The following is a 24,276-nucleotide window of genomic DNA, read 5'->3' as shown; positions in this document are numbered from 1 at the left end:
CCCGGGCAAAATCACCTGCATGCCCATTTGCCGCCTATCCCTGTTGCTATCGTTTTGCCTGGTGTTCTGTGGCGCAGCCGGGGCTGCCAGCAAAGACATGCAGATCGTGCAGCGCATCGACGACGTGCTGGTGGGCGTGGACGCGGTGTCGCTGGAGGTCATCGGCCGCCGCCATGTGGCGGGTAGCTATTTTTTGATCAACCTGCACCGGCCCAGCCCCTTGGTGGGTACGGCGGAATTTGTGGCCGATTGCGACAACCCGCCCCGCCTGGCCACGCTGGCCTCCAGCCTGCCATCGGCCTCGCTCCAGCCCGAAGCCCCGGTGTTGCAGCGTCGCGCCACGGCTTTGGACATTGATAGCCTGAACTTCGCCCCGGTCCACATGCTGGACGGCAGCTGGATGGTGGCCGAATTTGCCTGCCGCAGCACCAGCCAGCCCGGCCGTGCCCGGCAGATCGCCCAAGCGCTGCTGGAACACGGTGGCCCGCCCGACATGGCCAGCCTGTGGTGCGATTTGCAGGCCGATGGCAGCACGCAGACGCGGCGCAGCGCCGAGGTGCGTTATAGCGTGGCCGACGACGCGGTGGCCGTCCACACGCAGTGGCTGAGTTCGGGGTTTGTGGGCGGCACCGAGGTGGTGTTTGGCAGCGGTGCCCAGTGGATCGTGGACCGCCGGGCCAGCCGTGCGCGGCTGCTGGGGGCCGACGGGGCGCTGCTGTTTGTGGGAGCTTGCAGCAGCGTCGCCCCTACGCCAGCAGCGCCTGGGCAAATTCCCGGGCGTTGAAGGTTTCCAGGTCTTCCAGCTGCTCGCCCACGCCAATAAAGTACACCGGAATCGGCCGCTCCTGGGCAATGGCCGCCAGCACGCCGCCCTTGGCCGTGCCGTCCAGCTTGGTGACGATCAGGCCGGTGAGCTGGATCGCATCGTCAAAAATCTTCACCTGGCTCACGGCGTTTTGCCCGGTGTTGCCGTCGATCACCAGCAGCACCTCGTGCGGCGCGCTGGGGTCGGCTTTGGCCACCACGCGGCGGATCTTCTTCAGCTCTTCCATCAGGTGCAGTTGCGTGGGCAGGCGGCCTGCGGTGTCCACCAGCACCACATCTTTGCCACGCGCCTTGCCTGCGCTGACCGCGTCAAACGCCACCGAGGCCGGGTCGCCGCCCTCCTGGCTGACGATGTCTACCGTATTGCGGTCGGCCCACACGCCCAGTTGCTCACGGGCAGCGGCGCGGAAGGTGTCGGCGGCTGCTAGTAAAACGCTAGCACCCGACGCAGACAGGTGGCGCGTTAGCTTGCCAATGGAGGTGGTTTTTCCAGCCCCGTTCACGCCGGTGACCATGATGACGGTAGGCGTGTGCTGGCCGATCACCAGGGGTTTTTCCAGCGGGGTGAGCAGGGCGGTGATGGACTCGATCAGCAGCGCCTTCACGGCCTGGGGTTCGGTGGCCTTGGCGGCTTTAACGCGCTGGCGCAGGTCGTCCAGCAGAAATTGCGTGGCCTTCACGCCGGTGTCGGCCATCAGCAGGGCATCTTCCAGCTGCTCGTATAGCGCATCGTCGATCTGCGTGCCGGTGAACACGGTGGCGATGCTGGAGCCGGTTTTGCGCAGGCCGTTTTTGAGCTTGTCCATCCAGCCTGCGCGGGGGGCGGTGGGGGCTTCAACCTCGACAGGTTTAGCTGCAAATGGGTTGCGCAACCAGCCGGTGGTGGGGGTTTCTGTGGCGGGCGCAGGGGCCGCAATTTCGGGAGAGGGGGGTTTTTTCTTGAAAAAGCTGAACATTGGGTGGGTTCTTAGAATCAGCCATTCTATGAAACGTCTACTTTTCCCGTTTTTCGCTCTGTTCAGCGCCGTCGCAGGTGCCCAAACCCAGCCCACCCAATGCGACCTGCCCAACGGCATGGCCGTCATCGTCCAGCCCGACCACCGTGCACCCACTGCCGTGCAGATGCTGTGGGTGCGCGTGGGCGCGATGGACGAGGTGGATGGCACTTCGGGCGTGGCCCACGTGCTGGAGCACATGCTGTTCAAAGGCACGCCTAGCCTGCCGCCGGGCGAGTTCTCGCGCCGCGTGGCCGCTGTGGGCGGGCGTGAAAACGCGTTTACCTCGCTGGACTACACCGGCTACTACCAGCAAATCCCGGCCGATAAGCTCGAAGCCGTGATGCAGCTGGAAGCCGACCGCTTCGCCCACAACCAGTGGAGCGACGAAGAATTCCAGCGCGAGCTCGCCGTGGTGCAAGAAGAGCGCCGCATGCGCACCGAAGATGCCCCCCGGGCGCGGATGCACGAGGCGCTGATGGCCAGCGTCTTTACCGCATCGCCCTACCGCCGCCCGGTGGTGGGCTGGATGAGCGACCTGGAGGCCATGACCCCAGCCGATGCCCGCGCCTTCTACCAGCGCTGGTACACCCCGGCCAACGCCGCCGTGGTGGTGGCCGGTGATGTGGACCCGGCCCAGGTGTGTGCGCTGGCGCAAAAGCACTACGGCAGCATCCCGGCGCGCGCCGTGCCTGCCCGCAAGCCCCGGCTGGAGCCCGCGCAAGTGGGCATCCGCCGCCTGGACTTCAAAGCCCCGGCCGAGCAAGCCCTGGTCAGCCTGGCCTTCAAAGTCCCCAGCCTGCAAGCGGAGAGCGACGACGCATTGGCCCTGACTGTGCTGGCCGCCGTGCTCGACGGCTACAGCGGTGCCCGGCTGGAGCGCGCCCTGACGCAAGACCACGGCCAGCCCGGCGGCCCGGTGGCCGACAGCGCTGGCGCCCACAACGGCCTGTCTGGGCGCGGCCCGCAGCTGTTTGTGCTGGACGGCGTGCCCGCCGCAGGCCACAGCGCCGCGCAGGTCGAAGCCGCCTTGCGCGCCCAAATTGCCCTGGTGGCGCACAAAGGCGTGACCGAGGCCGAGCTGAGCCGCGTCAAAACCCAGTGGGTGTCCAGCGCCGTCTACAAGCGCGACTCGGTGATGCAGCAGGCCCGCGAACTGGGCAGCCATTGGGTGCAAGGCCTGCCGCTGGATGCCAATGACCGCCTGATCGCCCGGCTGCGCGGCATCACCGCCGCCCAGGTGCAGGCCGTGGCGGCGCAATACTTTGGCGACGACCAGCTGACGGTGGCCACGCTGCGCCCGCAGCCGCTGGACCCGAATCGTAAGAAACCCCGCACTACGCCCCAGGGGGAGCTGCACTGATGATTACTATTAAAAACATAGCTGCTTGCGCAGGTGCTATATGCGCTAGCGGCCTATTTGGCTTAAATTTTGCGGTGGCAGGAATACCTATCCAGCACTGGACGCAAGCCAGTGGCGCACAGGTCTACCTCGTGCCTAGCCCGGCCATCCCCATGCTGGACGTGCAGATCGACTTTGATGCCGGTAGCCGCCGCGACCCGGCCGCGCAGGCCGGACTGGCGGGGCTGACGGCAGGCATGGCGGCGCAAGGCGTGCGGGCGGTGGGCAAAGACCCGGCCTTGGACGAAAACGCCCTGGGCGAAGCCTGGGCCGACCTGGGCGCAACGCTGTCCAGCAGCGCCAGCACCGACCGCTTCAGCTTCTCATTGCGCACCCTGACATATCCCGACCTGCTGGCGCAAGCCACTGCCCTGGCCGCCCGCCAGATCGGCGAGCCCGCCTTCAGCGACAGCCTGTGGCAGCGTGAACGCCAGCGCGTGGCGGCCCAGATCAAGGAGACCAATACCCGGCCCGCCACCCTTGCCGGGCGGGCGTTTGCCGCCGCTGTGTACGGCAGCCATCCCTATGGTTTTGAGCTGACCGCCGATACGCTGGCCCGCATCCAGGTAACCAACATGCGCACGCTCTACGCCCGCAGCATCCTTCCCTGCCGCGCCACCGTCAGCCTGGTGGGCGCGGTAGACCGGGCGCAGGCCGATGCGCTGGTGACCCGGCTGCTGGCACGCCTGCCTGCCACGGCGTGCACGCCATTACCCGCTGTGGCCGATGTGCAGCCCCTCACACGCGCCAGCGCGCAGCGCATTCCCTTTGATGCCGCCCAGGCCCAGGTGCTGATCGGCCAAGTGGGCTACCCGCGCAATGACCCGGCCTTCTTCGCCCTTCTGGTGGGCAACCACATTTTGGGTGGCGGCGGCTTTGGTTCGCGCCTGACCACCGAGGTGCGTGAAAAACGCGGCCTGAGTTACAGCGTGTACAGCGGCTTTGCCCCCGGCTTGCACGCCGGGGCCTTCACCATTGCCCTGCAAACCCGGCCCGACCAGGCCAAACAGGCCATCCAGGTGGCCCAAGACGTGCTGGCGCGCTTCGTGGCCGACGGCCCCACAGGGGCAGAACTGCAAGCTGCCAAAGACAATTTGGCCGGTGGATTTGCCCTGCGCATCGACAGCAACCGCAAACTGCTCGACAACGTGGCTAACATCGCCTGGAACCATCTGCCACTGGACTACCTGGACCACTGGACCGCACAGATCGCCCGCGTCACGCAAGCCGACATCCAAACGGCATTTGCCCGTATCCTGCAACCCGAAAAAATGGCCACCATCGTGGTCGGAGAAACCCAATGAGCACGTTGCAACGTCCCCCCAAAAAAGCCGCCCGTAAAACCAAACCCCGCCCGTCCGACCCGCATCCCGTGGGCGGCAAGCCCGGCGAGATCCGCATCATCGGCGGCACCTGGAAGCGCACCCGCCTCACCGTGGCCAGCAAGCCCGGCCTGCGCCCCACGCCCGACCGGGTGCGCGAAACCCTGTTCAACTGGCTGGGCCAGGACCTGACCGGCTGGCGCTGCGTGGACGTGTTTGCGGGCACCGGCGTGCTGGGCTTCGAGGCCGCATCGCGCGGCGCCGCCAGCGTGCACCTGTTCGAGCAAGACCCGGCCCTGGTGGCCCAGCTCAAAATCACGCAAACCAAGCTACAGGCCACAGCCACCCAGGTCCAGCGCGGCGATGGCGTGGCGGGCCTGCGGCAACTGGCGGTGGGCAGCCTGGACCTGGTGTTCCTCGACCCGCCGTTCGAGTCTGGTCTGTACGAACCGTCCTTGAACGCCGCAGCCAAGGCGGTGCAGGCCAACGGCTTTGTCTACATGGAAGCCCCCGCCAAGTGGACCGATGAGCTGCTGGCCCCGCTGGGCCTGCGGCTGCACCGCTACCTGAAGGCCGGTGCGGTCCACGCCCATTTGCTGCAATTGCTGACCGCCGCCGTCGCGCCATGAATCCCCCGGTGATAGCGGTCTACCCCGGCACCTTCGACCCCATGACCCTGGGCCACGAGGACGTGGTGCGCCGCGCCGTGCGCTTGTTCGACCAGGTGATCGTCGCCGTGGCCGCCGGACACCATAAAAAGACGCTGTTCAGCCTGGAGCAGCGGCTGGAGATGGTGCGTGCATCCGTCAAAGCCTACCCCCAGGTGCAGGTAGAAAGCTTCAGCGGCCTGCTGCGTGATTTTGTGGTGGCCAAGGGCGGTAAAGCGATGGTGCGCGGCCTGCGCGCCGTGACCGACTTCGACTACGAATTCCAGCTGGCCGGCATGAACCGCACCCTGATGCCCGATGTGGAAACCGTCTTCCTCACCCCCAGCGACGGTTACCAGTTTGTCTCCAGCACCTTTGTGCGCGAGATCGCCTTGCTGGGTGGCGAGGTGCACAAGTTTGTCTCGCCATTTGTACTGGAAAAGCTGGCTGAAAAGGTGCGCGAGCAGGGCTGATTTTTAAGCCAAATCGGCATCTGGCGCATGTTCTATATGCGCAGGTAGCTATTTAAAATATAGCATCACAATGCGAGCCGACCTAACCAGTCCAGCAGCACCGCGTTGACTTCTTCCGGCTGCTCCATCGTCAGCATGTGCCCGCAGCGGGGCAGCAGGTGCAGTTCCGCACCGGGCACCAGGCTGGCGATTTCTTCCGACAGCAGAGCCGGGGTCAGCAGGTCTTTGTCGCCACACAGCACCAGCGTAGGGCAGCGCACCGCGCCCAGGTGCAGGCGTGCGTCGGGCCGGTCCGACAGGGCGCGGTTTTGCTGCACCCACAGGGCGGGCGGGGTGCGCAACACCATGTCTTTGTAGCGTTGCAGATCGGCTTTGTCGCTGGGGTGGGTGGGCGAGAAGGCCATCGCGGCGGTGGCGCGCACAAATTCAGGCAGGCGGCCGGCTTCGACCATCTGGATGGCGGTTTCGCGCTGCTGGCGGTGGTGCGGCAGCTCGGGCCGGGCGCTGCTGCCCAGCAAGGCCAGGGCCTGGATGCGCTGCGGGGCCCGGCGCACGGCTTCCATCGCGATGATGCCGCCCATCGACGCGCCGCACAGCACCATCTCACCAGGGTACGCATCCAGCACGGCCTGGGCCATGCTGGCGATGCTGGGGTGGTTGAGCACGTTGGCCACCGTGGCGTGCCAGGCTGGCGGCACGGCGGCCAACTGGTCTTGCCACATGTCGGCATCGGTGGCCAGACCGGGAATGAAGATGAGTTGGGGCATGCGTGAATCTTTGCGAGAAGAGGGGGGAATTTGGCCTATGCTGGCCCTATTCAAACCACGGGAGGATACCGCCATGAAAATTTTGCTGCCCCTAGACGGTTCCGAAGTCTCGCTGCAAGCCGTGCGCCAAGTGATCCGCTTGGTGCGCCAGGGCCTGCAGGTGGACGTGCTGCTGGCCAATGTGCAGGAGCCGCCGCAGCTGTACGAGATGGTGATGGCCGCCGACCCGGCGTTGATCGCCCGGGCCAGTGCCCAGGCCGGTGCCAAGGCGCTGAAGGCGGGCGAGGCGCTGCTGCGGCACGCCGGTATCGGCTACGCCACCGAGGTGGCCGTGGGCGACCCGGCGCACACGTTGATCGACATCGTGGAGCGTTTTGGCTGCGACATGGTGGTGATGGGCGCGCGCGACAAGGGCAGCCTGCGCAGTGCGCTGTTGGGTTCGGTATCGCACGAGGTGCTGCACGCCGCGCAGGTGCCGGTGATGCTGATCAAGCCCCAGGACGAGGATCTGCCCGAGGCATCCGACTGACTTTTTTCAGGCCAGCCTACGTAATTACCCGGCCCTCTGCCTACGTGGTTTCCCATAGCGCAGATGGTTGCAGCGTGGCTATGATCGGCCCCATTTACACAGGAGCTTTGATGAAGAAACTCGTTACCTTGTTGGCCCTTACTGCCGTTGCATTGGCCAGCCATGCGACCGACTACCCCAACAAACCGGTCAGCATCATCGTGCCGTTTACGGCCGGTGGCCCGACCGACCGTGTGGCCCGCGACTTGGCCGAAGCCATGCGCAAGCAGCTGGGTGGCGTGAGCGTGGTGGTGGATAACGTGGCGGGGGCGGGCAGCTCCATCGGCTCGGCCAAGGCAGCACGGGCTACGCCCGATGGCTACACCCTGTTGTTGAACCACATCGGTATGGCCACCATGCCGGTGCTGGTGCGCAACCTGCCGTTCAAGGTGGAGAGCGACTTTGAATACCTGGGCCTGATTAATGAAGTGCCCATGACTCTGATCACCAAGCCCACCCTGCCAGTCAACAACTACAAAGAGTTGTCGGCCTGGTTGGTGCAAAACAAGGGTCGTGTGAATCTGGGCAACGCTGGTGTGGGCTCCGCTTCGCACCTGTGCGGCCTGCTGTTCCAGAACGCTGTGCAAATCGACATGACCACCGTGCCCTACAAAGGCACGGCACCGGCCATGACCGACCTGATTGGTGGCCAGATCGACCTGATGTGCGACCAAACCACCAACACCACCAGCCAGATCGAAGCCAAAAAAGTGAAAGCCCTGGCGGTAACCACCCCCAAGCGCCTGACCACGCCTTCGCTGAAAGACCTGCCCACCTTGCAAGAGTCGGGTTTGAAAGACTTTGAAGTCACCATCTGGCACGGCCTGTACGCCCCTAAAGGCACGCCTGCTGAGGTGTTGGCCAAGTTGAATACGGCGTTGAAGGCCGCGTTGAAAGACCCCGATTTCATCAAGAAGCAAGAAGGCCTGGGCGCAGTTGTGGTGACCGACAAACGCATGGAGCCGGCTGAGCACAAGAAGTTTGTGATGGCCGAAATCGCCAAGTGGAGCCCGATCATCAAGGCGGCCAACGTCTACGCTGACTGATCTTTTCTGCTGTAAAAAGCCGCCGCGCCGCAAGGTCCGGCGGCTTTTTATTGGGCACTGTGGGGCGAAGCCCGCATTTGCACCTTGACGCGCAGGGCGGTCACGTCCCATCCCTTGGTGCGTAAATGCGCCAATAGTGCGGGCGTCAATTGGCGCAGCTTGGCGGCGGCGGCGTTGCTACCGACCAATAGGCACCAACTGGCACCGTCAATCGGCCCAGGTTGGATGGCCGACCACAGGGCTTCGGGCATGAGCGGTTTGATGGCTTTGAGCCGGTCGCTGGAGTCTTTGGCCAAAGCCGATAACCGGGCCAATGTGGGCGAGTCGGCTGCGGCTTGCAGCAGCGTGAAGGAGCGGTTGCTTTGGCGCATGGTGCGGCAATTATTACAGGCGATAGAGGGAGGTTTTGGGCATCTGCCCCGGATTTCTGCCCCGGCTGACAGATAGGTAAAATCCCAAGGCTGTGGATCGCAAACTGGCCCGTCGCGGGTTGATTTTTGCTGTCAAAGCCTCATCTGACTTCAAGATTATTTAGGAATTTCGATCGCCCACCCCCGGCTTGCGTGGCGGTGGCGGTCTCGCATCCATGACCATCAACTTTCTGACCAAAATTTTCGGCAGCCGTAACCAGCGTTTGTTGAAGCAGTACCGCAAGACGCTCGAAGGTATCAATGCGTTGGAGCCGCAGTATGAAAAGCTGTCTGACGAGGCGCTGCGCGAAAAAACGCTGTCCTTCAAGCAGCGTGTGGCCGGGGGTGAAACACTGGATGCGATCTTGCCAGAGGCCTTTGCCCTGGTCCGCGAAGGCTCCAAGCGCGTGATGAAGATGCGCCATTTCGATGTGCAAATGCTGGGCGGCATGTCGCTGCACAACGGCAAGATCTCTGAAATGCGCACCGGTGAAGGCAAGACCCTGACCGCCACGCTGCCGGTCTACCTGAACGCACTGTCCGGCAAGGGCGTGCACGTGGTCACGGTGAACGATTACCTGGCGAACCGTGATGCTCGCTGGATGGAGCGCCTGTACAACTTTCTGGGCCTGACCGTCGGTGTCAACCTGCCCAACATGCCGCGCGAAGAAAAGCAGGCCGCCTACGCCGCCGACATCACCTACGGCACCAACAACGAATACGGCTTCGACTACCTGCGCGACAACATGGTCTACGAGGTGCGCGACCGCGTGCAACGCGGCCTGAACTTTGCCATCGTGGACGAGGTGGACTCCATTCTGATCGACGAAGCCCGCACCCCGCTGATCATCAGCGGCCAGGCCGAAGACCACACCGCCACCTATATCGCCATCAACAAGATCATTCCGTTCCTGACCCGCCAGGAAGGCGAGGCCGATCCGCGTACTGGCGAGGGTGTCACCAAGCCCGGCGACTTCACGCTGGACGAAAAATCGCACCAGGTGTTCCTGACCGAAGACGGCCATGAAAACGCCGAGCGCATTCTGGTCGAGCACAGCCTGCTGCCCGAAGGCGCGTCGCTGTACGACCCGGCCAACATCACCCTGATGCACCATTTGTACGCCGCGCTGCGGGCTAACCACCTGTACCACCGCGACCAGCACTATGTGGTGCAAGACGGCGAAATCGTCATCGTCGATGAATTCACCGGCCGCCTGATGGCCGGCCGCCGCTGGAGCGAAGGCCTGCACCAGTCGGTGGAAGCCAAAGAGGGCGTGCAGATCCAGGCCGAGAACCAAACCTTGGCCTCGATTACCTTCCAGAACTACTTCCGCCTGTACAGCAGCCTGTCGGGTATGACCGGCACGGCGGATACCGAGGCGTATGAGTTCCAGTCGATCTATGGTTTAGAGACCGTGGTGATTCCGCCCAACCGCGTCAGCCGCCGTGAAGACCAGCTCGACCGCGTCTACAAAACCACGCGCGAGAAGTACGAAGCCGCCATCAAGGACATCCGCGAATGCTATGAGCGCGGCCAGCCGGTGCTGGTGGGCACCACCTCGATCGAGAATTCGGAAATCATCGACCGCCTGCTGATCGACGCCCAGCTGCCGCACCAGGTATTGAACGCCAAGCAGCACGCCCGCGAAGCCGACATCGTGGCCCAGGCCGGTCGCGCCAAGATGATCACCATCGCCACCAATATGGCCGGGCGCGGCACCGACATCGTGCTGGGTGGCAACCTGGAAATGGCGGTCAAAGCTGTCGAAGCCAATCCGTCGCTGGACGATGCCGCCAAGGCGGTAGAGGTCGAACGGGTGCGTGCGCAATGGACCATCGACCACGAGGCCGTGAAGGCCCTCGGCGGCCTGCGCATCATCGCCACCGAACGCCACGAATCCCGCCGAATCGACAACCAGCTGCGCGGCCGTTCGGGCCGCCAGGGCGACCCCGGTTCTTCGCGCTTCTACCTGAGCCTGGACGATCCGCTGATGCGCATCTTTGCCGGTGACCGCGTCAAGTCCATCATGGACCGTCTGAAGATGCCCGACGGTGAAGCCATCGAGGCCGGCATCGTCACCCGCAGTATTGAAAGCGCCCAGCGCAAGGTGGAAGCCCGCAACTTCGACGTGCGCAAGCAATTGCTGGAATACGACGACGTGTCCAACGACCAGCGCAAAGTGATTTACCAGCAGCGCAACGAGATTCTGGACGCGCAGGACCTGACCGCCCAGATCGCCTCCCTGCGCGAAGGCTGCGTAGAAGATGTGGTGCGCCAGTTTGTGCCGTCTGAATCGGTGGAAGAGCAGTGGGACATTGCCGGGCTGGAAAAAACCATGCAGGACGAATGGCAACTGGCCTTGGCCTTGCGCGAGCAGGTGCAGTCCGCCAGTGCCATCACCGACGAAGACATTCTGGAAACCGTGCTGACCGCTGCCCATGCCGCTTTCCGCGCCAAAGTGGACCAGGTCGGCGGCGAGAACTTCACCCAGTTCGAGCGCATGGTGCTGCTGCAAAGCATCGACACCCATTGGCGTGAACACCTGAGTTCGCTGGACTACCTGCGCCAGGGCATCCACCTGCGCGGCTATGCGCAAAAGCAGCCTAAGCAGGAATACAAGCGCGAAGCCTTCGAGCTGTTCGGCCAGTTGCTGGACGCGGTGAAAAACGACGTGACCAAGGTGCTGATGACGGTCAAGGTGCAGTCCAACGAGCAACTGGGCGAAGCCGCCGAAGCCATGGAAAACCGGGCCGAACGCATCGCCAACGTGACCTATACCGCCCCCACCGAAACCGGTGAAGCCGAAACCCGCAGTGATACGGGTGCAGCCATGCCCCGCGTAGGCCGCAACGACCCCTGCCCCTGCGGCAGTGGCAACAAATACAAGCTCTGCCACGGCAAGCTAGCCTGAGCAAAGCTCTGGTTTTTCAACGGGCTTCGGCCCGTTTTTCACATCTTTATGCCCTTTTGAAAGCCCACCATGCCCGTTAACCTGTCTGCCCCCGATCCTGCTGGCCTGCACCCTGTTCCCGGCGTGCTGCTGGGCATCGCCGAGGCCGGTGTCCGCAAGGCCAACCGCAAGGACGTGACCGTGGTGTTGCTGGAAGAGGGGGCATCGGTGGCGGGCGTATTCACCCAAAACCGTTTCTGCGCTGCCCCGGTGCAAATCTGCCGTGAGCACTTGGCGTTGGATATGGGCATCCGCGCCATCCTGGTCAACACCGGCAACGCCAATGCGGGCACGGGCCACGACGGCCTGATGCGCGCCAAAGCCACCTGCATCGCGCTGGCCCAGCACCTGGACTTAGCGCCAGAGCAAATTTTGCCGTTCTCCACCGGTGTGATCATGGAAACCCTGCCGCACGAGCGCATCAACGCCGGATTGCCCGCCGCCCTGGCCGATGCCCGCGCCGACCACTGGGGCCGTGCGGCCGAGGCCATCATGACGACCGACACCATCGCCAAAGCCTTCAGCACCCAGGTGCAGATCGGCGGCGCCACCGTCACCGTCACCGGCATCAGCAAAGGCGCGGGCATGATCCGCCCCAACATGGCCACCATGCTGGGCTTCATGGCCACCGATGCCTGCATAGCCCCGGTATTGCTGCCGCAACTGGCCAAAGACCTGGCCGATGCCTCGTTCAACCGCATCACCATCGACGGCGACACCTCCACCAACGACTCGTTCGTGGTCATCGCCACCCACAAGGCCGCCCACGCACCCATTACTTCGATGGACAGCGCCGATGGCCGCATCCTGAAGGCGGCGATGCAGCAAGTCGCCCAGCAACTGGCCCAGGCCATCGTGCGCGACGGCGAAGGCGCCACCAAGTTCATCACCGTGCGGGTAGAAGGCGGCAAAACGTCTGAAGAATGCCGCCTGGCCGCCTACGCCATCGCCCATTCGCCGCTGGTCAAAACCGCCTTCTTCGCCAGCGACCCGAACCTGGGCCGCATCCTGGCCGCCGTGGGCTACGCTGGCATTACCGATCTGGACCAGACCGGTATCGACCTGTTTCTGGACGACGTGCATGTGGTCATTAACGGTGGCCGCAACCCTAGCTACCGCGAAGAAGATGGCCAGCGTGTGATGCAGCAAAGCGAAATCACCGTGCGCGTGGGCCTGGGCCGTGGCACTGCATTTGATACCGTGTGGACCTGCGATTTCAGCCACGAATACGTCACCATCAACGCGGATTACCGCTCATGAACGACAAGTTTGAACGCCTGATCGACCGCGCCGAGCAGCTGATGCAGCGCATCGAAGCGGCCTTGCCCCAGCCGGTTTCCGCCCCCGACTGGAACGCCGCCATCGCCTACCGCTACCGCCGCCGGGGCAACGGCCACGGCGTGTTGGAGCCAGTGCGCCACATCGGCCGCATGGCCCTGAGCGACCTGAAAGAGATCGACATCCAAAAGGACAAGATCCAGCGCAACACCTTGCAGTTCGTCGAAGGCAAACCCGCCAATAACGTGCTGCTGACGGGTGCGCGCGGCACCGGCAAGTCCTCGCTGATCAAAGCCTGCCTGAACACCTACGCGCCCCAAGGCCTGCGCCTGATCGAGGTGGACAAGGCCGATCTGGTCGATCTGCCCGACATCGTGGACGTGGTGGCCGACCGGCCCGAGAAGTTCATCGTTTTTTGTGACGACTTGAGCTTTGAAGACGGCGAGCCCGGCTACAAGGCGCTGAAGTCGATTTTGGACGGCTCGGTGGCCATGTCTACGCCCAACGTGCTGGTCTACGCTACCAGCAACCGCCGCCATCTGCTGCCCGAGTACATGTCAGAAAACCTCACCTACACCCACACCGACGATGGCGAAGTCCATCCCGGCGAGGTGGTGGAAGAGAAGATATCTTTGTCCGAGCGCTTTGGCCTATGGATCAGCTTCTACCCGTTCACCCAGGACGAGTACTTGGCCATCGTGGCGCAGTGGTTGCAGTCTTTCGGTGTGGGGAAGGAAGCGATTGCGGCGGCACGTGGTGCCTCGCTGGTCTGGGCGCTGGAGCGGGGCTCGCGCAGTGGCCGCGTGGCCTACCAGTTTGCGCGTGACTATGCGGGCCAACACCCGCTGTCTCTATGACCGGCCAGCCGTTGGTTGCCGACGCTGACCGTCCGCGTGAGGGCGGACCGGACCGCGCCACCGTCGATGTGGCGGTGGGGGTGCTGGTGCAGCCGAATGGCGATTTTCTGGTGACTTCGCGGCCCGAAGGCAAGGTCTACGCGGGCTACTGGGAATTCCCTGGTGGCAAGCTCGAAAAAGGCGAATCGGTAGAGCAGGCCCTGCGCCGCGAGCTGGTGGAAGAACTGGGCATCACCATTGGCCCCGCCCAGCCCTGGAAGGTGGAGCTGGTGGATTACCCGCACGCCTTGGTGCGGCTGCATTTCTGCAAGGTTTTTGATTGGGTGGGCGAACTGGAAATGCGCGAAGCCCAAACCCACGCCTGGCAGTCCCTACCGCTGCAAGTCGGCCCGGTGTTACCGGGAACCGTGCCCGTGCTGGCCTGGCTGGCCGCAGAGCGTGGTTTCGAGGGTGCTACATATTAGATAGCTGCTAGCGAAGGTGCTACCTGCGCTAGAGTCATATTTTTTATAAATTTACTGTAGCCGGGCATCGCCGAACACGAGGTCGTCTGGCGGTGCATCCGCAGGCAAACTGAAGCTGGCGCTGGCCCAGGCGCCAAAGTCCAAATTTTTACAGCGCTCGCAGCAAAACGGGCGGAACGCGTTGCTCGGGGCAAACAGGCTTTGGCCTTTGCAGGTGGGGCAGGCGACCCATTTTTGCGGTGTGTCTGTCATGTTCAAGAGCACAAGGTCAATTCAAAAGAAGCGTCTTCGCTGCACGCGTGCAGGCGGTCATCGGAGCCGTGGCGCATCATGCGCACCGACACCATCAGGCGGTTGCCGCTGATTTCGGGAATCAAGTCCAGCGCCGGGTCAATCCGCAGGCGCAGCAGCTGGTAGGTGCGGCCCTGCGGCAGGTTTTGCTGGAACTGGCCGCTAGGGGCAACCACTTTTTGCGGCGCACCCGAGTCGCGCAGCATCTTCAGCAGGTGGTGGATGGACTCGGCCAGCGGGGCCAGGGTGGAGGCCCATTGCTCTATCGCATGGCGGCGCACATCGGCGGGTTTGTGCTGCCAGGCTGCGTAGGCGGGCAGGTCAAAGCCGCAGGTGCCGCCAGGAATGCCGACGCGGCTACGCAGGCCCATCAGCCAATCGTTTTCGGTGAGTGCGTGGCCCGCTTTGCCAGGCTGCTCGTGCAGGGCGGTGTAGCAGCGGTCGAGCTGGGCGATGACATCGTCCAACACCTCTTCGGCAATCGACGGGTTGCCCCGGTAGCCGTTGAGGATGACTTTTTGCTTCTCCAGGTCGCGCATTACGTCAGATTTGAGGTCGGCGCGGGCCGCCACGTCCATCACTTCAAAGATCGTGGTCAGCGCGTAATGGTGGTCCAGCGGGTGGCTGCGGGGCACCAGTTCCCCCAAGCGCCTGAACAGGTGTTCCAGCCGCAAATAGGTGCGGATGCGTTCGTTAAAGGGGTATTCGTAGAGGATCACGCGGTTTTTCCAGTGGCGGCATCATAGCCCGAACAAGGGGGCGATTTTCTCCACCTCCCGTTGCAGTTGCGCCAGCGTTAGGCCCTCGTTGAGGAGGATCACGTCGGCCACGGCTAAGCGCTGTTCCCGGCTGGCCTGGCTCTGGATGATTTGGCGCACGTCGGCTTGCGCCATGCCGCTGCGGGCCACCACGCGGGCTATTTGCGTCTCAACCGTGCAGTCCACCACCAGTACCTGGTCCAGCCGGTCTTTCCAGTGGCCGGATTCGACCAGCAGGGGGATGTCAAACACCACGCAACGGGCTCCACTGGCCTGCGCCTGCTGAAATTGGGCCTCAATCTCTTGGCCGACCAGCGGGTGGAGGACAGATTCCAGGCGCTTTTTTGCGCCGGGGTCGCTGAAGATGAGGGCCCGCATCCGGTCCCGGTCCATCGCGCCCTCGGCGGTGATGCAGTCCGCCCCAAAGGCGGCACGGATGGCCGGCATGGCAGGCCCTGAGGCGGCGGTAGCCTGGCGCGAGATGGCATCTGCATCAATAACTGTAGCGCCCTGTGCAAGCAGCATAAGCGCTACAGTGCTTTTTCCACTCCCAATTCCGCCGGTGAGCCCGAGCCGTAGGCAGTGTGGCATGGCCTTACAAACCGACAAAATGCAAGATGGCGTTGGGGCCAAAAACCATCGCCGTCAAGCCTGCACCCGCTAAAAATGGGCCGAACGGGATGTAACCTCCCTCGCGCAGGCCGCTGCTGAATTTCATGGCAATACCCACGATGGCCCCAATCACCGAGGCCATCAAAATCATCGGCACCAGCGCCTCCCAGCCAAACCAGGCCCCCAGCGCGGCAAACAGCTTGAAGTCGCCATAGCCCATGCCCTCTTTGCCGGTCAGCAGCTTGAAGACCCAGTAAATGCTCCACAGCGAAAGGTAACCGGCCACCGCACCCCACAAGGCGGGGAATAAGGGCACCGCCGTCCAATGCAGCGAGGAAGCGATCAATCCGGCCCACAACAAGGGGAGGGTGATGTCATCGGGCAGCAGAGTGGTGTCCCAGTCAATCAGCGCCAGCGTCAATAGTGCAGCGGCAAAACCGCACCAGGCCAAGCCGGTGGCCGTGGGCCCCCAATGCCAAATGCAGAAGAAAAAGAGCCCGGCTGTCGCAACTTCCACCGCCGGGTAGCGGGGGCTAATGGGGGCGCGGCACGCAGAACATTTGCCGCGCAGCGCCAGGTAGCTGGCGACGGGGATATTTTCGAACCAGCGGATTGGGTGGCCACAGTGCGGGCAACGCGAGCGCGGCACCGACAGGCTAAACGGCTCGGCCGCCACCGACGGGTGGGGCTCGGTGCCCTGCATGTCGGCATATTCCTGCGCCCATTGCCGTTCCATGATTTTGGGCAGGCGGTAGACCACCACATTCAGAAAGCTGCCCAGCAGCAACCCGAAAAGACCGCCTAACAGGGCGGCCAGCCATTGCGCGTCCAGCATCAAACGACTTGGCCCAGCTTGAAAATCGGCAGGTACATCGACACCACGATGCCGCCAATGATGGTGCCCAAAAACACGATGATGATGGGCTCCATCAGGCTGGACAGACCGGCCACCATGTCGTCTACTTCGGCTTCGTAAAAATCGGCTGCCTTGCCCAGCATGTGGTCGATGGAGCCGGATTCTTCGCCGATGGAGCACATTTGCAGCACCATCGACGGGAAGATCTTGGCGTTGCCCATCGCGGTAGTCAGGCTGGTGCCGGTAGACACTTCTTGCTGGATTTTGTCGGTCGCCAGCTCAAACACCGAATTGCCCGAGGCGCCGCCGACCGAGTCCAGCGCTTCCACCAGTGGTACACCGGCGGCAAACATGGTGGACAAGGTGCGGGTCCAGCGGGCGATGCATGACTTTTCAACCAGCACACCAAACACCGGCATTTTCAGCATGATGCGGTCCATGACCTGCTGCATCTTGATGTTGCGTTGCCAAGCCTGCATGAAAAAGTAGATCCCGCCGCCAATGCCGCCAAAAATCAGCCACCAGTAACTCACGAAAACTTCGCTGACGGCAATGATGAACAGCGTGGGTGCGGGCAGGTCGGCACCAAAGCTGCTGAACACCTCTTTGAAGGCCGGAATCACAAAAATCATGATCACCGCCACCACGATAAACGCCACCACCACCACCGATATGGGGTACATCAGGGCCGACTTGATCTTGGATTTGATGGCCTCGGTTTTCTCCATGTAGACCGCCAGGCGGTCCAGCAGGGCCTCCAAAATACCCGCCGCCTCACCCGCTTCGACCAGGTTGCAATACAGGCTGTTGAAGTACAGCGGGAACTTGCGGAAGGCGGCACTCAGCGAGCTGCCGGTTTCCACATCCTGGCGGATATCGTTGAGCAGCTTGGTGACGCTGGCGTTGGCGTTGCCGCGCCCCACAATGTCAAAGGATTGCAGCAGGGGCACACCGGCCTTCATCATGGTGGCGAGCTGGCGGGTAAAAATGGCAATGTCTTTGGGCTTGATGCTTTTGCCCGAGCTCATGCGGCGTTTTTTGATCTTGGTGGGGAACACCCCCTGGCGGCGCAAGGAAGCGGTGACCTGGTTTTCGCCCGATGCCCGCGTTTCGCCGCGCACCTGCTTGCCGTTGCGGTCCTTGCCCTCCCATTCGAAAACAAATTCTTTGATATTTCTGGATGCAGCTGTTGCCATAAAGTGCTTTGCTAAGTCGTGGTCTATTCATTGCTCACGGCGAGCACTTCTTCAAGCGAGGTCATGCCCAGCTTTACCTTGTGCAACCCGGCCTGGCGCAGGGTTCGCACGCCTTCAAGTTTTGCCTGTTCGGCAATGTCCAGTGCGCTACCGTCGCGCAAAATGATGCGCTGGATATCTTCGGAAATGGGCATCACTTGGTAAATGCCGACGCGGCCTTTGTAGCCGTTGTTGCAGGCATTGCAGCCTACCGGGCCGTAGGGTTTCCAGGAACCATCCAGTTCTTCGGGCTTGTAGCCGGATTCCAGCAAGGTCTTTTGCGGAATATCAATCGGAGTCTTGCATGCCGGGCACAAGCGCCGAGCCAAACGCTGGGCGGTGATCAGGATCACGCTGGATGCGATGTTGAACGGTGCAATGCCCATGTTGCGCATGCGGGTCAAGGTGGTGGGCGCATCGTTGGTGTGCAGCGTGGATAGCACCAGGTGACCGGTTTGCGCGGCCTTGATCGAGATGTCGGCGGTCTCCAGATCGCGGATTTCGCCCACCATGATGATGTCTGGATCCTGGCGCAGAAAGGACTTCAGCGCCACCGCGAAGGTCATGCCCGCTTTTTCGTTCACGTTGACTTGGTTCACGCCCGGTAAGTTGATTTCGGACGGGTCTTCGGCCGTGGCAATGTTCACGCCCGGTTTGTTCAGCAGGTTCAAGAAGGTGTACAGCGACACGGTTTTGCCCGAACCCGTGGGGCCGGTGACCAGCACCATGCCGTACGGGCGGCCAATGGCTTCCATGACCCGGGCTTTTTCTTCGGGCTCGTACCCGAGCGCATCAATGCCCAGCTTGGCACTGTTCGGGTCCAGAATCCGGATTACGATTTTTTCGCCAAACAGCGTGGGCAGGGTGCTGACGCGGAAGTCGATGACCCTGTCTGGGCCAATTTTGAGCTTCATCTTGCCGTCTTGCGGAACCCGCTTTTCCGAGATGTCCAGCCGCGATATGACCTTGATGCGTGAAGCCAGCTTGTCTTTGATGGCGACTGGCGGCGAGGCGATTTCGCGCAGTTCACCGTCAATGCGAAAACGCACCCGGTAGTTGTGCTCGTAGGGTTCAAAGTGCAAGTCGGAGGCACGCATGCCGTAGGCGTCCAGCAGCATTTTGTGCAAAAACTTGACGACCGGAGCGTCTTCCACCTCGGCCATATTGATTTCGGCGGCTTCAGCGGGGGTGCTTATCACCGAGTCGTCAAAGTCAAAGTCGCCACCGATGATGTGGTCCATCGTTTCACCGGTGGTGACGGCGTTGGCATCCACCATGCGCGACAGCTTGTCGTATTCGGCAATGATCCAGTCCACACCCAATTGGGTGGAGAATTTGATTCTTTCTGCGGCCTCTTGGTCCGATGGATCGGCGGTGGCCACGATCAGGCGGTTGTTGCGTTTGCTTAACACCACCACGCGGTAAGACTGGCAAATCTTGGCATCCAGCAGGTCTTTGGGCAGACGGTTGCGGTCTACTGCGTCGATGTCCAGCAGGGGCGCGGCAAACGCGGTGGACATGGTGTGTGCCAGGTCCGATGCCGATACCGCCCCGGAGGACATCAGTTCGGCAATGAAGCTGGAACGATTGGTTTGGGCTTTACGGTAAATGTCTTCGGCTGCACGTTGGCCAAGCTTGCCGGCAGAGATCAGAACCCTTCCCAAGCCGGGAAGCGCTACAGAAGATGTTTCTTTGGAGAAGGGTTCAACAGCGGCCATAAGCCCAAAATGTAGCAGGTAGCAAAAGGTAACTGAATCATCCTTGATTCAGCCATGCCTGTAAACCTGCATCAGCCGGGGGAGTGGGTGGTTTTCGCTGGTAATACAGATGAAAATCGCTGCAATTCTTCTGGCAGGCTGGCGTTCAGTACCACGGTTTCAGCGCTGGCGGGGTGGCTCAGTTGCAAGCGCCAGGCATGCAAAAACATGCGTTTAAGCCCCTGTTTTGCCATGGCTTTGTTGGCCTCGAAGTCGCCATATTTATCGTCGCCAGCGATGGGGAAGCCCTCGGAGGCCAGGTGTACGCGGATCTGGTGGGTGCGGCCGGTTTTGATGGTGACCTCCAGCAGGCTGAAGCCGTCAAAATGCTGCGCCACTTTGACCAGGGTGAGCGACCGCATACCGTCTGGATCGTCTTTGGCCACCACTTTGACACGGCGCTCGCCATTGGGCAGCAGGTATTTGTGTAAAGACTTGTCCAGTACCTTTTTGTTTGCGGGCCACTGGCCGATGACCAGCGCCAGATAGGTTTTGCCGGTTTCCCGGTCGCGGAACTGGTCTTGTACGTTTTTCAGGGCGCTGCGCTTTTTGGCCAGCAGCAAAATGCCCGAGGTTTCGCGGTCCAGGCGGTGCACCAATTCCAGAAATGGGGCTTTGGGTCGGGCCATGCGCAGTTGCTCGATGACCCCAAAGCTCACACCACTGCCGCCGTGCACGGCCACACCTGCGGGCTTGTCAATGGCCAGCAGGTGCTCGTCTTCCAGCAGAATGGGGAATTCGCGGGCCGGGGCCGAGGCGGCGGACATGGCTTCGGCTTTAACGGCTACGCGTTCGGAAATACGGGTGGGGGGCAGCCGCACCACGTCGCCACCGTTGACGCGGGTGTCGGCGGACGCACGGCCCTTATTCACCCGCACTTCGCCGCTGCGGATGATGCGGTAAACGTGGGTTTTGGGCACGCCTTTGAGGTGGCGCATGAGGAAATTGTCCAGCCGCTGTCCGGCATCGTCGGGGTCGACCGTAATGAATTTGACTTCTGGCATGGGGGGTGGGGTGTTAGCCCCTATAATATTTTTCACCAGCGTCGTGTCGTAAGTGCTTGATTCACCACAGTTTAGAGCATTGCATCTACGGCGCTGCGAAGTCGATGCCACCCGATGTGATCTGCCGCCAACCCGAGCACCCAAGGCTCCGTTAGCAGCAAAAGCGGATGGGGCGAGCTGACGCGATGGAAATACAGATACGGAATACCCCCCAACTTGCCTGGCTGAACCTCTGCGCTTTGCAGTGTGTCCAGCTTGCTCAACGGATCGAAGCGAGAACTCTTGTGTTGATGGTGATACTTCAAACCTGCTGGCGGTGGCTCATAGCTCCGGTTATGGCCCCGGTTTTTGGCATGGAATCACCCCTGGCGCAGATCTACTATGCGCGAGCAGCTATTAAATTAGTAGCTGTTCAAGCCAACACATCCCCCGCTTCCTTCTACCTCCCCCCGCTGTCACCTTGTGAGCCCAGGCTTACCTAGTGCAGTCTTGGGTCATTCCGGCTGTTTCCGCGCGTTGGTTCAGGCATCAATAGGCCCGATTTGGGCCGTATTGAATTGAAGAACATTGCTGGACCCCCCGTGGTCCAGTTAAAGGAAGCGCACCATGAAACGGATGCTGATTAACGCAACCCAGTCGGAAGAACGTCGGCTGGCGATTGTGGACGGGCAAAAACTGCTCGACTATGAAATTGAAATTGAGGGGCGCGAACAACGCAAGGGCAACATTTACAAGGCGGTAGTTACCCGCGTCGAGCCCTCGCTGGAAGCCTGCTTTGTCGATTACGGTGAAGACCGCCACGGATTTTTGCCGTTCAAGGAAATCTCCAAACAATACTTTGCCCAAGGCGTGTCCGCCAGCCAGGCCCGCATCCAGGATGCGATCCGCGAAGGCCAGGAACTGCTGGTCCAGGTCGAAAAAGAAGAGCGCGGCAACAAGGGTGCAGCCCTGACGACCTTTGTGTCGCTGGCCGGTCGCTATGTGGTGCTGATGCCCAACAACCCCCGTGGCGGTGGCGTATCGCGCCGCATCGAAGGCGACGACCGGGCCGAGCTCAAAGAAGCCATGGACCAGTTGGAATACCCCAATGGCTCCAGCATCATTGCCCGCACCGCCGGTATCGGCCGCAGCGCGCCTGAACTGCAATGGGACCTGAACTACCTGCTCAAGCTCTGGACCGCCATTGACGGTGCCGGCAAGCAGGGCAAGGGCGCGTTCCTGATTTACCAGGAATCCAGCCTGGTGATCCGTGCCATCCGCGACTACTTCAACACCGACATCGGCGATATCCTGATCGACACCGACGACGTGTACGAGCAGGCCCAGCAGTTCATGGCCCACGTCATGCCCGAGCACGCCGCCCGCGTGAAGCGCTACCGCGATGACGCGCCGCTGTTCAGCCGCTTCCAGATCGAGCACCAGATCGAATCGGCCTACGCCCGCACCGTGCAGTTGCCTTCCGGCGGTGCCATCGTGATTGACCACACCGAAGCCCTGGTGTCGGTGGACGTCAACTCGGCCCGCTCCATCCGTGGTGGTGACATCGAAGAAACCGCTACCCGCACCAACTTGGAAGCCGCCGAAGAAGTGGCCCGCCAGATGCGTCTGCGCGATTTGGGCGGCCTGATCGTGATCGACTTTATCGACATGGAAGAGTCGCGTAACCGCCGTGACGTCGAAAACCGCCTGCGCGACGCGCTGCGCCAAGACCGCGCCCGGGTCCAGTTTGGCACCATCAGCAAGTTTGGTTTGATGGAAATGAGCCGCCAGCGCCTGCGTCCGGCGCTCAGCGAAGGGGCTTCGATTCCCTGCCCACGCTGCGGTGGTTCCGGCCATATCCGTGACACCGAATCCAGCGCACTGCAAATTTTGCGCATCATCCAGGAAGAGTCGCTCAAGGACAACACTGCCTCGGTCATGTGCCAAGTGCCGGTGGATGTCGCGTCATATCTGCTGAACGAGAAGCGCACCGAGATCGCCAAGATTGAGCTGAAACAGCGCATCAACGTGCTGATGGTGCCCAATAAAACGCTGGAAACGCCCAACTACAAGCTGGAACGCCTGAAGCACGACGACCCGCGCCTGGACCATATCGAAGCCAGCTACAAAATGGCCGACGTGGTGGACGAGTCCACTTCGGTAACGCGCCGCTCCCAAGAGCCCACCAACAAGCAAACCCCGGTGATCAAGGGTGTGCTGCCCGATGCACCTGCACCGCAAGTTGCGCCCAAGGCCGTGGCCCCTGTGCCTGTGGTGGCGCCGGTGACCGTGCCGGTCGCTGCGCCCGTAGAGGCGGGCTTTTTCGGTTGGTTGAAAAACCTGTTTGGTGCCGCGCCTGCGCCCGTGGTGGTAGCTGCTGTCGTGTCGTCCACGGTGACCGATGCGCCCAAACCCGAAGCCAAGCGTGACCCCCGTAACCCACGGGGTGACGGTGCCAGCCGAGGCGGTCGCAATGGCCGTGGTGGCCGCGAAGAAGCAGCCGAAGGCCAAGGCCGTGGCCGTGGTCCCCGCAATGCCGAGCCCCGTGAAGGCCAGGAAGCCCGTCCAGAGCGCGCTCCACGCAATGGTGCAGACCGCCCAGAGCGCAATGAGGCACCGCGTGCTGAAGGCGACGCCGGCCGTGGCAACCGGGGTGGCCGTGGCCGAGGTGAGCGCCAGCAGGGTCCGCGTGAGCGTTCCGAGGTGGACGCTCAGGCCCTAGGGATGGACGCTGCGGTGATGGACGGCGCCGCCAACATCGAAGTAGGCGACTCCGAGGTGCGTCCAGAACGCGCGCCCCGCAGTGCCGGTGAGCGCAGCCCACGCGGTAGCCGTGGTGGCCGTGGCCCGCGTGAAGACGCGGCCCCAGGCCAGGATCGCCAAGACGAGCCCCGTCCCGACCTGCGTGAACCCCGCGCCCCCCGCGAGGCCCAGCCCGAAGCCAACACTGAATCCGCAGCCGAAGCGGGTCGTAATGGTCGCCCAGAGCGCGAACCGCGTGCGGACCGCGAGCCCCGCCCAGCGCGTGAGCCCCGTGCCGACCGCGAACCCCGTGCCGAGCGCGAGCCCCGCGAATCCCGCATGGACCGTGAACCTGCCGAGCGCCCCGAGCGTCCGTCCTACTTCGCTGCAGCCCAGGCCGCGACGGAAGCCGATGCAGCCTTGTCGGTAGCCGCCGATGCCGATGCCTCCGTGGCGGAACGCAGCGACGAAGCCCGTCCCGAAGGCGAAGAGCCCCAGCGCCGCGAAAAGCGCTCCCGTGACCGCTATGGCCGCGACCGCAAGGACCGCGCGCCGCGTGACAACTCCGGTGAACCTGCCGCGTTTGTGCCCAACCCCGTGGAGTCGGACGCACAGCCGCAAGCCGAGTCTCTGGTAGAGCGCGCAGCAGCGGTGGTGGTAGAGCCGGTGGCGGCACCTGCCCCCGTCGTGGTGGCCGAGATGGCTGCACCGGTGGTGTCTGCGCCGGTGGTAGTACCTGTGGCAGCCCCGGTGGCCGTTGCCATCGCACCCAAGCCGGTGTTCGCCCTGCCGACCGCCGAGCTGGACCAATTGGCCCAGAGCTCGGGTCTGCAATGGGTGGGCACCAGCCCAGAGCGCGCCGCTGCCGTCCAGGCCGCGATTGCCGCCGAAGCCACCGTGGTGCATGTACCCCGCGTACGTCCCGCAGTAGCCCCCATCCAGGCTGAACCCCTGGTGATGGTCGAAACCAAGCGCGACCTAGGCAAGATGGACCTGCCGTTTTAGGAACACCCCCAGGCTACACACTGCGTGTTTAC

General features: G+C 62.6%; 22 protein-coding genes. 12 read left to right on the top strand and 10 right to left on the bottom strand.

The window, feature by feature from the left end:
- Nucleotides 1–19: 19 nt before the first annotated feature.
- On the top strand, nt 20–784 hold the full coding sequence (locus AC0969_RS10325; RefSeq protein ID WP_479624060.1) for a hypothetical protein: 765 nt from the start codon (nt 20–22) through the stop codon (nt 782–784).
- Here the strand turns inward: AC0969_RS10325 and ftsY are convergent.
- On the bottom strand, nt 747–1,781 hold the full coding sequence (ftsY, locus tag AC0969_RS10320; RefSeq protein WP_479624059.1) for a signal recognition particle-docking protein FtsY: 1,035 nt from the start codon (nt 1,779–1,781) through the stop codon (nt 747–749). The two genes, AC0969_RS10325 and ftsY, sit on opposite strands and share 38 nt — an antisense overlap.
- Before the next feature lie 28 nt (nt 1,782–1,809).
- Between ftsY and AC0969_RS10315 the strand changes: the two genes are divergently transcribed.
- From AC0969_RS10315 to coaD, 4 genes are read left to right on the top strand one after another with little or no spacing between them, the layout of a single operon-like run.
- Nucleotides 1,810–3,183, top strand: a complete 1,374-nt coding sequence (locus tag AC0969_RS10315) for a M16 family metallopeptidase (protein WP_479624058.1) — start codon at nt 1,810–1,812, stop codon at nt 3,181–3,183.
- Nucleotides 3,183–4,526: a M16 family metallopeptidase gene (locus tag AC0969_RS10310; protein WP_479624057.1), complete on the top strand. Its 1,344-nt coding sequence runs from the start codon at nt 3,183–3,185 to the stop codon at nt 4,524–4,526. The genes AC0969_RS10315 and AC0969_RS10310 overlap by 1 nt, the downstream gene beginning before the upstream one ends.
- The gene (rsmD, locus tag AC0969_RS10305; RefSeq protein WP_479624056.1) at nt 4,523–5,173 is read left to right on the top strand and encodes a 16S rRNA (guanine(966)-N(2))-methyltransferase RsmD; all 651 of its coding nucleotides are present in this window, start codon (nt 4,523–4,525) and stop codon (nt 5,171–5,173) included. Before AC0969_RS10310 ends, rsmD begins: the two co-directional genes overlap by 4 nt.
- Nucleotides 5,170–5,664 carry a pantetheine-phosphate adenylyltransferase gene (gene coaD, locus AC0969_RS10300; protein ID WP_479624055.1) on the top strand — a complete coding sequence of 165 codons (495 nt, stop codon included), beginning with the start codon at nt 5,170–5,172 and terminating at the stop codon, nt 5,662–5,664. Before rsmD ends, coaD begins: the two co-directional genes overlap by 4 nt.
- Before the next feature lie 65 nt (nt 5,665–5,729).
- Here the strand turns inward: coaD and AC0969_RS10295 are convergent, their stop codons facing one another.
- Entirely contained in the window at nt 5,730–6,431 is a 702-nt protein-coding gene (locus AC0969_RS10295; RefSeq protein WP_479624054.1) for an alpha/beta fold hydrolase, read from the bottom strand.
- Between the two features lie 73 nt (nt 6,432–6,504).
- Between AC0969_RS10295 and AC0969_RS10290 the strand changes: the two genes are divergently transcribed.
- Nucleotides 6,505–6,960, top strand: coding sequence for a universal stress protein (locus tag AC0969_RS10290; RefSeq protein WP_479624053.1), 456 nt, complete (start codon nt 6,505–6,507; stop codon nt 6,958–6,960).
- Nucleotides 6,961–7,070: 110 nt separating this feature from the next.
- A complete protein-coding gene (locus AC0969_RS10285) occupies nt 7,071–8,045 on the top strand; it encodes a tripartite tricarboxylate transporter substrate-binding protein (RefSeq protein ID WP_479624052.1) in 975 nt (324 codons plus the stop codon).
- 47 nt (nt 8,046–8,092) lie between these two features.
- On the opposite strand, the gene AC0969_RS10280 is transcribed toward AC0969_RS10285, so the two are convergent.
- Nucleotides 8,093–8,416, bottom strand: a complete 324-nt coding sequence (locus AC0969_RS10280) for a hypothetical protein (protein ID WP_479624051.1) — start codon at nt 8,414–8,416, stop codon at nt 8,093–8,095.
- 215 nt (nt 8,417–8,631) lie between these two features.
- Here AC0969_RS10280 and secA point away from each other — a divergent pair, with 215 nt between their 5' ends.
- The 4 genes from secA (at nt 8,632) to AC0969_RS10260 (ending at nt 14,005) form a co-directional block, all read left to right on the top strand.
- On the top strand, nt 8,632–11,367 hold the full coding sequence (gene secA / locus AC0969_RS10275) for a preprotein translocase subunit SecA (protein WP_479624050.1): 2,736 nt from the start codon (nt 8,632–8,634) through the stop codon (nt 11,365–11,367).
- Nucleotides 11,368–11,436: 69 nt separating this feature from the next.
- Entirely contained in the window at nt 11,437–12,666 is a 1,230-nt protein-coding gene (argJ, locus tag AC0969_RS10270) for a bifunctional glutamate N-acetyltransferase/amino-acid acetyltransferase ArgJ (protein ID WP_479624049.1), read from the top strand.
- Nucleotides 12,663–13,541, top strand: a complete 879-nt coding sequence (locus AC0969_RS10265; protein WP_479624048.1) for an ATP-binding protein — start codon at nt 12,663–12,665, stop codon at nt 13,539–13,541. Before argJ ends, AC0969_RS10265 begins: the two co-directional genes overlap by 4 nt.
- Nucleotides 13,538–14,005 (top strand): NUDIX domain-containing protein, encoded by a 468-nt coding sequence (locus AC0969_RS10260; protein WP_479624047.1) that lies wholly within the window; start codon nt 13,538–13,540, stop codon nt 14,003–14,005. Before AC0969_RS10265 ends, AC0969_RS10260 begins: the two co-directional genes overlap by 4 nt.
- 51 nt (nt 14,006–14,056) lie before the next feature.
- Here AC0969_RS10260 and AC0969_RS10255 read toward each other — a convergent pair whose 3' ends face one another.
- From AC0969_RS10255 to AC0969_RS10225, 7 genes are all read right to left on the bottom strand, one after another.
- Nucleotides 14,057–14,257 (bottom strand): DNA gyrase inhibitor YacG, encoded by a 201-nt coding sequence (locus tag AC0969_RS10255; RefSeq protein WP_479624046.1) that lies wholly within the window; start codon nt 14,255–14,257, stop codon nt 14,057–14,059.
- A gap of 2 nt (nt 14,258–14,259) precedes the next feature.
- Complete coding sequence (gene zapD / locus AC0969_RS10250; protein WP_479624045.1) at nt 14,260–15,015, bottom strand: cell division protein ZapD; 756 nt, start codon at nt 15,013–15,015, stop codon at nt 14,260–14,262.
- Between the two features lie 21 nt (nt 15,016–15,036).
- Nucleotides 15,037–15,645 (bottom strand): dephospho-CoA kinase, encoded by a 609-nt coding sequence (gene coaE / locus AC0969_RS10245; RefSeq protein WP_479624044.1) that lies wholly within the window; start codon nt 15,643–15,645, stop codon nt 15,037–15,039.
- Between the two features lie 4 nt (nt 15,646–15,649).
- Complete coding sequence (locus AC0969_RS10240; RefSeq protein ID WP_479624043.1) at nt 15,650–16,501, bottom strand: prepilin peptidase; 852 nt, start codon at nt 16,499–16,501, stop codon at nt 15,650–15,652.
- Nucleotides 16,501–17,718, bottom strand: coding sequence for a type II secretion system F family protein (locus AC0969_RS10235; RefSeq protein WP_479624042.1), 1,218 nt, complete (start codon nt 17,716–17,718; stop codon nt 16,501–16,503). The genes AC0969_RS10240 and AC0969_RS10235 overlap by 1 nt, the downstream gene beginning before the upstream one ends.
- A 23-nt stretch (nt 17,719–17,741) precedes the next feature.
- Entirely contained in the window at nt 17,742–19,475 is a 1,734-nt protein-coding gene (pilB, locus tag AC0969_RS10230) for a type IV-A pilus assembly ATPase PilB (protein ID WP_479624041.1), read from the bottom strand.
- Between the two features lie 71 nt (nt 19,476–19,546).
- Nucleotides 19,547–20,554 carry an RluA family pseudouridine synthase gene (locus tag AC0969_RS10225; RefSeq protein ID WP_479624040.1) on the bottom strand — a complete coding sequence of 336 codons (1,008 nt, stop codon included), beginning with the start codon at nt 20,552–20,554 and terminating at the stop codon, nt 19,547–19,549.
- Nucleotides 20,555–21,124: 570 nt separating this feature from the next.
- Between AC0969_RS10225 and AC0969_RS10220 the strand changes: the two genes are divergently transcribed.
- Nucleotides 21,125–24,244 carry an Rne/Rng family ribonuclease gene (locus AC0969_RS10220; RefSeq protein WP_479624039.1) on the top strand — a complete coding sequence of 1,040 codons (3,120 nt, stop codon included), beginning with the start codon at nt 21,125–21,127 and terminating at the stop codon, nt 24,242–24,244.
- The last annotated feature ends 32 nt before the right edge of the window (nt 24,245–24,276 follow it).

This window comes from Rhodoferax sp. LB1P47 (genome assembly GCF_056521445.1).
This window is presented reverse-complemented; position numbering and strand designations above follow the sequence as displayed.